This is a genomic window from Pseudomonas veronii (assembly GCF_001439695.1).
Lineage (GTDB): Bacteria > Pseudomonadota > Gammaproteobacteria > Pseudomonadales > Pseudomonadaceae > Aquipseudomonas > Aquipseudomonas veronii.
In genome coordinates this window covers 1-8,377 of record NZ_JYLL01000056.1, presented here as the reverse complement: position 1 = coordinate 8,377, position 8,377 = coordinate 1, and the positions used below count along the sequence as shown (strand labels likewise).

The window sequence follows — 8,377 nt, the reverse complement described above, 5'->3', positions numbered from 1 at the left end:
GCGGCGTCGCCGCTCCTGACCCAAAAGCTCACCACTCTTATCGTTGCTGTTAGTCATAAACATAACCGTTTGCCTATCCCTTATCGTAAGGGGGAAACGGTGTCCTGTCTTTCATGGGGCTCGTTCAGCGAGGTGGGTCAAGCTCTTGGCTTTGGTTCGATAGTAGGGACCCCGGAACATTCTTAAAGGTACGGGGTAGGAAACCCGCGCGATCGTGTCAGCGGAAAGATGCCCAGCTTAGTGAACAGGTGAACCGGGTGAACTGCCGTTCACCAGTGCATTTGCCCTATGAATCGGAAAGCCGTTGGGGACCCTGGGCATTTCGGATAGACACGGGGCAAAGAACCCGCCGGATCTCGTTAGTGGCTGGGCTCCAAAGTTAGTTGACCGGTTGACTGAGTTGACCAAGCCATCCGTTCACAATCCTGAACAAAACCGAGGACCGTTACCGTTCCGGTAAGGATCCCCTTTTTTCTTCAAGATCCTTTCAATTTCAACGATTGAAATTTCAGTAACTTCCAGCACCTCCCACTAACTCAGTCCCGCGGGTTTCATGCCCCGTGTGGTCAGTAATTCTCCAGGGTCCCCAGCAGGTTCTGAACCCCATGCTGGCACCCTCACGTTTTTCGACTAGCGCTCGCGTGATAGCGGTGCTATTGAGATTCAAACGACGGGGCGACCGGCAAGGAAAGCAATAATGAGTGAAGAGCGAGATTTACCTATTGAAGGGGAGTGCACCGTGCACTCCCACCCCGTACCGGCGGATGAGCTTTCGCGTTACAGCGTTGAAAGCGACCTTCATGCTGAACGAGACATCGCTAATTATGTCGAGGGGCAAGCTCCGGATGAGATCGTTCAGCACGTAGAGCGAATCAAAAAGGAAATCGTGCTGGGGGATGTTTATGAAATCTGGGACGTGACGACCGATAAGGATCGTTGGTGGGTTATCACAAACCTCACGAATCTCTATTCCCAGAAGCACTTCCCTACACTCGACTACACCATCTCCTTTCATATTGGACTGATGATGAGGCTGAGGAGTCGCCCGGATCGAATTGACAGCTCTGATCCAACGCCGTTTGACGAGGTATTTCGGCGCATGGACCAGGCCGATGCTCGTCACGATGCGGCCGTCGAAGCAGAGGATTTTCAGGCTGTAGGCATGCTCTTGCGAGAGGCACTCATCTCGTTGATAGGTGCCATCAGAAGGTTGAGCGAAATACCCCAAGAAGTAGATCGCCCACAAGATGCCAACTTCATCGCATGGATTGAGCTGCTGATGAATCACCTATGTGGAGGCGGAAGCAACAAAGAATTGCGACAGCACTTGAAGAACCTCTCCAAGGAGGCTTGGCAGCTATCGAATTGGTTGACCCATACGAAGAGTGCGAGCAGAACGGCCTCTTCGATAGCCATCCACACTTGTCAGACTGTTGTAGGTCATATGATGCAGATACTTAAGCGGGAGGAGCAGGATCAGACCGACCTGTGCCCCATCTGTAAGTCGCGGGACGTCCGCAAGCATTTCGATATCGATATCCCGCCGGAGGGCGACTCCTATCTCAGCTGCGGCGTTTGTGACTGGCACGATCATCCGGGAACGAATCCTTAGAACTCATTCGACTGGCATCTTTTTACCCCCCAGCAGCCGCTGCCTTGTATGCCCACGTGTATGCCTAACCCAAAGACACTAGAGATGGCCCATATAAAACGGGCGTCTTGCAGCCCAGTTCAAACGACGCCGGGGTTTCTGGCTGTCTCAGACAGTCTACGAAACACCCACGGGAACGGCCTCTACTTCAGCGTGAGACCTAACAGCCAACGCGCAGCTGCGCTGATGAGCCTGATCCAGCCGACTAAGCTCAATGGGCATGATCCATCTGATTATCTCAAGGATGTACTAACCAGCGCGCCAGCAAGATCGCCGGGTTGTTGCCGCATAACGGGTTACCGTTACGCAACCTGTAATGCCCATTCGGTTACCGCGCAACTCGCATGAAAGTCCTTGTGCATGACGGCTTCGGGAGCTGGCTCCCCCCGCAGATTGAACCAAGGCAAGCTCCACCGGCCAGGCGTTCGCCAACCACATCGCCTTTCGACGACATCCTTAAAGTTTCCGGCTTTGAGTCGATATCCTGTTGAACATATCAACAACCGTTGGAAAACAGGAATCTTGTATGCACCTTAGAAATCTCAACGTAGCGCCACGCGCTGCCCTGTTTTTCGCGTTGATTATTGCGTTGGTTTTTGTGCTCGGCGCATTCGCAGTCGTGCAAATGGGCAAGCTGAAGGACTCCGAAAAAGACGTCGAACTCAATTGGATGGCTAGCATCCGACAAACGGGGCTGATGAACAGTACAGCCCTTCGCTTGAGGCTCGAAACACAGCGTGGCCTTGCTGACCCTCAGTCGATACAAAAGACGATTGATAGCTTCGCCAGCTACCGTAAGGCGTTCAACGATGCGGTGGCGAATTATGAGCCTCTGATAGCGAGTGATAAGGAGCGTTCGTTTTATACACCGGTAAAAAACAGCGCCGATGCCTACTCCAAACTAATGGATAGTCTTGAACCGTTGATGAGGCAGGGTGACGTAGCGGCGGCGGTCAGCCTGGTGCAGACCGGCATCCGCCCTCTGACGAACACGATGGAAATGCAGATCAAAGACTTGACCAACTTTAACAACGACGGCGCAGCGCAGGCTGGGCAAAACGCAACCGATCTTTATAACAATGGGTTGTGGTTGGTTGTCGGCCTTATTGCTGCCGTTGTCGCCCTGACAGTTGGTTTGGCATTGCTGTTGACGAAAAGTATTACCTCTCCGATTAAAGATGCCCTGTCTGTCGCGGAGCGTATCGCGGCCAGCGACCTCTCCAAAGAGGTATTGGTCAGCGGGACTGATGAAGCCGGACGACTGTTGAAAGCCCTCGCGCAGATGCAGACAAACCTGCGAACTACAATTATGCAGATATCCGATTCGTCCACCCAACTGGCCTCTGCGTCAGAAGAGATGACAGCGGTCACTGAGGAGTCGAGTCGGAGTCTTGTCGCCCAAAATGACGAGGTCAATCAGGCTGCCACAGCGGTCACAGAAATGAGCGCAGCTGTTGATGAGGTCGCTCGTAACGCGGAGTCGGCTTCCGAAGAGTCAAAGCGTACCCAGGGCTATACCGAAATAGGTTTGGAGCGAGTGGCTCAGACATTGAAGTCCATTCAAAAGCTGAACGGGAACGTTGAGAACACGAGTGAACAGATTCAGGGGTTGTCAGATCGTGCCCAGAGCATCACTAAAGTTGTCGAGGTGATTCGGGCCATTGCAGAACAAACCAACCTGCTGGCTTTGAACGCGGCTATCGAGGCAGCACGCGCAGGCGAGCAAGGCCGTGGGTTTGCGGTAGTTGCTGACGAAGTAAGGGCGTTGGCCCATCGCACTCAGGTGTCGACACAAGAAATCGAGCAGATGATCGCTGCCATCCAGAACGATTCTGATCTCGCCGTGAAGGCGATGAATACGAGCAGAGACCTGGCGACCGAATCACTTGGTGTCGCCCAAGAGGCCAGTACCTCGCTGGATCAAATAGCCACCGCCATTGTTCAGATCAATGAACGTAACCTCATGATCGCCACGGCGTCTGAAGAGCAGTCGCATGTTGCGCGTGAGGTTGATCGTAATCTGGTCAGTATTCGCGAGCTGGCAACTCAGAGTGCTGCGGGTGCCAGCCAGACGGCCAGTGCAAGCGGTGAGATGTCAAAACTGGCGGTCAACCTGAATCAGTTGGTTAACCGATTCGCGGTGTGAAAAAGGCGCCGAGCGAAATTCATGCTTGGGGCATATCACGCCTCGATAGATGACTTGACCAAACGCGTGCTGATGTCGGCACGCCTGTCTGGCAGATGTGCTGATGCAGCGCTTACCCACAAGCCCAGGCCGGACGGGTGATCGGTGGCGACTCGCTACTCGTCGGCAAATTCCGGCAATACGGCATGAGAGGCCGTCGATAGATTCCATCAGCCGCACGCCACCCTTGCCACTCACAACGAAGTGGCAAGGGTGACGCACTGCTCATCGCCCGCTTCAGACCCGAGCAGGCGACACAATGATTTTCACGTTGTGCTCCTTATTCTTGACCAACTCCTCAAAGCCCTGCCCCACGATCTGTTCCAACTGAATGCGCCCCGTCACCAGCGGCGTAATGTCCAGCCGTCCATCGGCGATAAACGCGATCACGTCAGCGAACTCGCCGTTATAGGCCAGCGCGCCCATTACCTGTTTTTCCGTCGCCACCAACTCGAAAAAGTTGAACTCGCTGGGTTCCTCGAAGATCCCCACCAGGACGCACTTGCCAGCCTTGCGGATCAGGTCGATTGCGAGTTTGGCCGTGTGTTTGTTACCGATGCATTCGAAGCTGACATCCGCGCCGAGCCCGCCCGTGAGGCGGCGGACTTCGGCCAGGGCGTCGCACTCATTGGGATCGAGCACATGGGTCGCGCCCACTTCCCGGGCCTTGGTCTTGCGGGCGCCGGACATTTCCAGCGCGATCACCTGCGCCGCACCGGCCGCCTTGGCGCACATGATGGTACACAGGCCGATGGTGCCGGCACCGACCACCACTACGTTTTGCCCGAGCAGGCTTCCGGCTTTTTTCACTGCGTGCATGCCCACCGCCAGCGGCTCGATCAGTGCCCCGGCTTCAGCGGGAAAATTCGCCGGCAATTTGTACAGCAGGTTGGCGGGCACGTTGACCAGTTCGGCGAAGGCACCATTGTTCATCAGCCCGGTGAAGGCCAGGTTTTCGCAGATGTTGTACATCCCGTGGGTGCAGTAGTAGCACGTGCCGCAATGCTGGCACGCATCGGCCGCCACCGGCTCGCCGACGCTGAAGCCCTGTACGCCGGCGCCGAGTTCGACGATCTCGCCACAAAACTCATGCCCGAGGATGCACTGCCCCTTTATCCCGGTCAGCGGGTGCGGGGCGTCGACCGGTATGAACACCGGCCCGGCCACGTACTCATGCAAATCGGACCCGCAGATTCCGCACCACTGCACGCGGATCTGCACCCAACCGGCCGGCGGCGAAATGGGCAGCGGGACGTCTTCGACGCGGATATCGTGACGGCCGTGCCAGACAGCGGCGCGCATGCTGCGTTGCGGATTGATCGAAAGGGTCATAGCGAAATCTCCTTGGAACGATTGGCCCTGGCGCCCCGCAAGAGTCCGCCAGGAGGGGCGTCAGCGCGGTAGCACAAGGTCCAGAACCAGTCGATTGAGCTGTTGCGGCATGCGACTCATGACGCCGCTACGGGCAGAACCGGGAAAGGGAGTTGGGCAGGACATCGGGCACCTGTTTTTATTATTGGGTCACCAGTCGGGCTGGTTACCAGTGCCAGAGCAAGGCCGGTGCCAGATCCGCAAAAGCACCTGAACAGGCCTTGCTTAGAGCGGTCCGCTGGAACCCCAGGGGCGGCCGCGATCGCGTTCGAATGAGACGCGCCATGTCAGGCCGCACCTGGTGGCGATGAGACGGCGAGACGTTGCGTCTCACCGCCCGCCCCGCGTTCAGCGCTTGCGCAACACCTCCAGGCGCGCCGGCAAGTCCTCCTGGGGAAAGCGCGCGTGCAACGCTAGCAGCTTCTCATCCGCCGCTTGGCTGTCCCCGGCCGCCCGCAGGTTGACGATTTCCTGCAAGCCCTCTTCCAATGAAGGCAGTGCAACCGGTGCGCGCTTGCTGAGCCTGGCCGGCGATTGATCCGACAACGCACCGGCGATTTCGGCTTGGACCGGCGCGCTTTCGGCTCTGGGCGCGACGGCCATCCGGGCCATCGGCGCGGGGGCCGGGCGGGCGCTTTCTGGGTGGGGCGCGGAGAACGTCGCCGGGGAGATGTCGGGTTGAGGCACGGGCGAGCGCATGACCACGCCGATCATCAGCGCTAACCCTGCGACGGTGGCGAATGCCATCTGCCAGCGTGGGCGTTGGCAGGCGTGCAGCCAGCGTTGCCAGCGGCTGGGTTGCGGCGCTGGGGTTTCGCGGCGGGCGGTGGCGAGGATGAAGGCGTCGAGGGACGCCGGTGGCTCGCCGCGGCTGTGTTGACGCACGTGCTGGATGAGCAGGTCGTCGGGGTCGGGGGTGTATCGGGAGTCGGTCATGCGGGTATCTCCTCGGCCAGCAGGCGGCGCAGTTTCTGCTGGGCGTAACGCAGGCGGCTTTTCACGGTTTCCAGCGGGGCGCCGGTGAGGGCGGCGATCTGCGGCACGTCGAGGTCGCCATGCAGGCGCAGCAGGAAGACTTCGCGCTGGTCTTCGGGCAAGTCTTGCAACGCGGCGTCGAGACGCGCCTGGTCGCGGCTCAGGCTCAGATGCTGCTCGGGGCCGGCGCTGGTGTCGGGCTGGGCGTGCAGTTGTTCATCGTAACTGTCGTGCAACGGGTTGTGGATGCCGTGCTTGCGCCAATAGTCGATCAGGCGGTTGCGGGCGATCTGGAACAGCCAGGTACGAAAACTCGCCCGGCCTTGTGGCTGAGTGGCGCTGCGGATCAGGCTGAGCCAGGTCTCCTGATAAATTTCCTCGGCCAGTTCGGCCTTGTTGCTCAGGGACACCAGGAAGCGGTAGAGACCTTGGCGGTGCCGCGCGTATAAGGCTTCGAACGCGGCGCCGTCACCGCTTCGGTAGCGGGCCAGCAGCGATTCGTCGCTGGGTGAATCATCTGGAGCGGGCATGTCGGTGGCGAACTCCTTTCTGGTCGTTGTGTTCACGATCAAGGTTTGAGGCTTTGCGCCACTTCCACCAGTTGCACGAATTCATTGCGCAAGCCGAACGGGTCATCGCCCCGGGCAGAGCGGGCGAGTGCGGCGGTGTCCTGCAAACTCATGCTGCCAGTGTAGCGGCCATCGCCCTTGAGTTGCTGGGCGAAGGCGGCCACGGCGGCGCAGAAGCGCAGGTCGTCGCTGGCCTTGGCCGAGGCGTTGCTCACCGGCCGCTCGATCAAGCGGCTCGCGCCACCGGCAGTAGGCTTGTAGCGCACGCGCAACATGGCCAACTCATCGGAAGCGCCCGACACGGCAGGCGCAGAGGCATAGCGCAGCGGCTCCAGCCAGCCCTGCTGGCCCTTCGGTACAATTTCGTACAGCGCGGTCAGCGTGTGCCCGGCGCCGATCTCTCCCGCGTCGACCTTGTCGTTGTTGAAGTCCTCACGCTTCAACGCGCGGTTTTCATAACCCAACAAGCGGTATTCGCTGACCTGAGCCGGGTTGAATTCCACCTGCACCTTCACATCCCGCGCCACCACCGCCAGGGTCGAGCTGAGTTGGTCCACCAACACCTTGCGCGCTTCGCGCAGGGTGTCGATGTAGGCGTAGTTGCCGTCGCCCGCGTCGGCCAGCTGCTCCATCAGGTGTTCGTTGTAGTTATCCACACCGAAGCCGAGGGTGGTCAGCGACACACCGCTTTTGCGTTGTTCCACGGCCATTTGCTTGAGGCTGTCGAAATCGCTGACGCCGACATTGAAGTCGCCATCGGTGGCCAGCAGGATGCGGTTGATGCCCTGTTCGATAAAGCCTTCGCGGGCCATCTGGTAGGCCAGTTCGATGCCTGAAGCACCGGCGGTGGCGCCGCCCGCGCTGAGTTGGTCGATGGCGTTGCGCAGCTTCACTTTGTCGCGCCCGGAGGTCGGAGGGAGCACCACGCGCGACTCGCCGGCGTAGACCACCAGCGACACGCGGTCCTGCTCGCGCAATTGATCCACCAGCAATTTCAGGGTGCTTTTCACCAGCGGCAAGCCTTCGCGGCGGTCCATGGAGCCGGACACATCGACCAGAAACACCAGGTTGGCCGGCGCCAGCTGCGCTACGGCGCGGTCGGAGGCCTTGATGCCGATGCGCAGCAGTTGGGTGCGCGGGTTCCACGGGGTGGCCGCCAGTTCGGTGGTCACGCCAAATGGCGAACCGTCGGTGGGCAAGGCGTAGTGATAGGGGAAGTAGTTGAGCATTTCCTCCAGTCGCACAGCGCCCTCGGGTGGTAGACGGCCTTGGTTGAGGAAACGTCTCACGTTGGCGTAACTGCCGGTGTCGACGTCGATGCTGAAGGTCGAGACCGGCGTTTCGGCGACCCGATGCACCGGGTTGTCCGGCAGGTTGGCGTATTGCTCGCGGGGTTCGCTTTGGTAATCCAGGGTTGCCGACTCCTGCATCCGCATCGGTGCAGGCATCGCCTGGCGCTTGACCAACGCTCCCTGGACCGGCGCGCTGTGCAGCTCGGCGGTAAGCGTCCAGCCCGCCCACCTTCTCCTCGAGCACCCCTGCCCGCATCCTCTGTATTTTTCAGCAGGGGATTCACATGGAAACGATGCACGCGCGGCGCGAGTCCTGGGCCAGGCATGTCCAGGC

7 protein-coding genes and 1 pseudogene are annotated in these 8,377 nt (G+C 59.3%); 4 read left to right on the top strand and 4 right to left on the bottom strand.

The window, feature by feature from the left end:
* The 4 genes and pseudogenes from TU80_RS33265 to TU80_RS30700 all read left to right on the top strand — a co-directional run.
* The coding region (locus tag TU80_RS33265) for a hypothetical protein (protein WP_211271290.1) at positions 1–186 on the top strand (186 nt) is incomplete at its 5' end.
* A gap of 511 nt (positions 187–697) precedes the next feature.
* A complete protein-coding gene (locus TU80_RS30705) occupies positions 698–1,612 on the top strand; it encodes a hypothetical protein (RefSeq protein WP_057006120.1) in 915 nt (304 codons plus the stop codon).
* 204 nt (positions 1,613–1,816) lie between these two features.
* Positions 1,817–1,999: pseudogene (locus TU80_RS33630) on the top strand (transposase domain-containing protein); the annotation flags it as partial.
* Positions 2,000–2,177: 178 nt separating this feature from the next.
* Entirely contained in the window at positions 2,178–3,797 is a 1,620-nt protein-coding gene (locus TU80_RS30700; RefSeq protein WP_057006119.1) for a methyl-accepting chemotaxis protein, read from the top strand.
* Between the two features lie 276 nt (positions 3,798–4,073).
* Here TU80_RS30700 and TU80_RS30695 read toward each other — a convergent pair whose 3' ends face one another.
* The 4 genes from TU80_RS30695 to TU80_RS30680 all read right to left on the bottom strand — a co-directional run bounded on the left by TU80_RS30695 (position 4,074) and on the right by TU80_RS30680 (position 8,217).
* Complete coding sequence (locus TU80_RS30695) at positions 4,074–5,138, bottom strand: 2,3-butanediol dehydrogenase (RefSeq protein ID WP_226926362.1); 1,065 nt, start codon at positions 5,136–5,138, stop codon at positions 4,074–4,076.
* A 417-nt stretch (positions 5,139–5,555) separates the two neighbouring features.
* Complete coding sequence (locus TU80_RS30690) at positions 5,556–6,143, bottom strand: protein kinase family protein (RefSeq protein WP_057006118.1); 588 nt, start codon at positions 6,141–6,143, stop codon at positions 5,556–5,558.
* Complete coding sequence (locus tag TU80_RS30685; RefSeq protein WP_017848620.1) at positions 6,140–6,712, bottom strand: RNA polymerase sigma factor; 573 nt, start codon at positions 6,710–6,712, stop codon at positions 6,140–6,142. The genes TU80_RS30690 and TU80_RS30685 overlap by 4 nt, the downstream gene beginning before the upstream one ends.
* Before the next feature lie 38 nt (positions 6,713–6,750).
* Entirely contained in the window at positions 6,751–8,217 is a 1,467-nt protein-coding gene (locus TU80_RS30680; protein WP_235000072.1) for a vWA domain-containing protein, read from the bottom strand.
* Positions 8,218–8,377 lie beyond the last annotated feature (160 nt).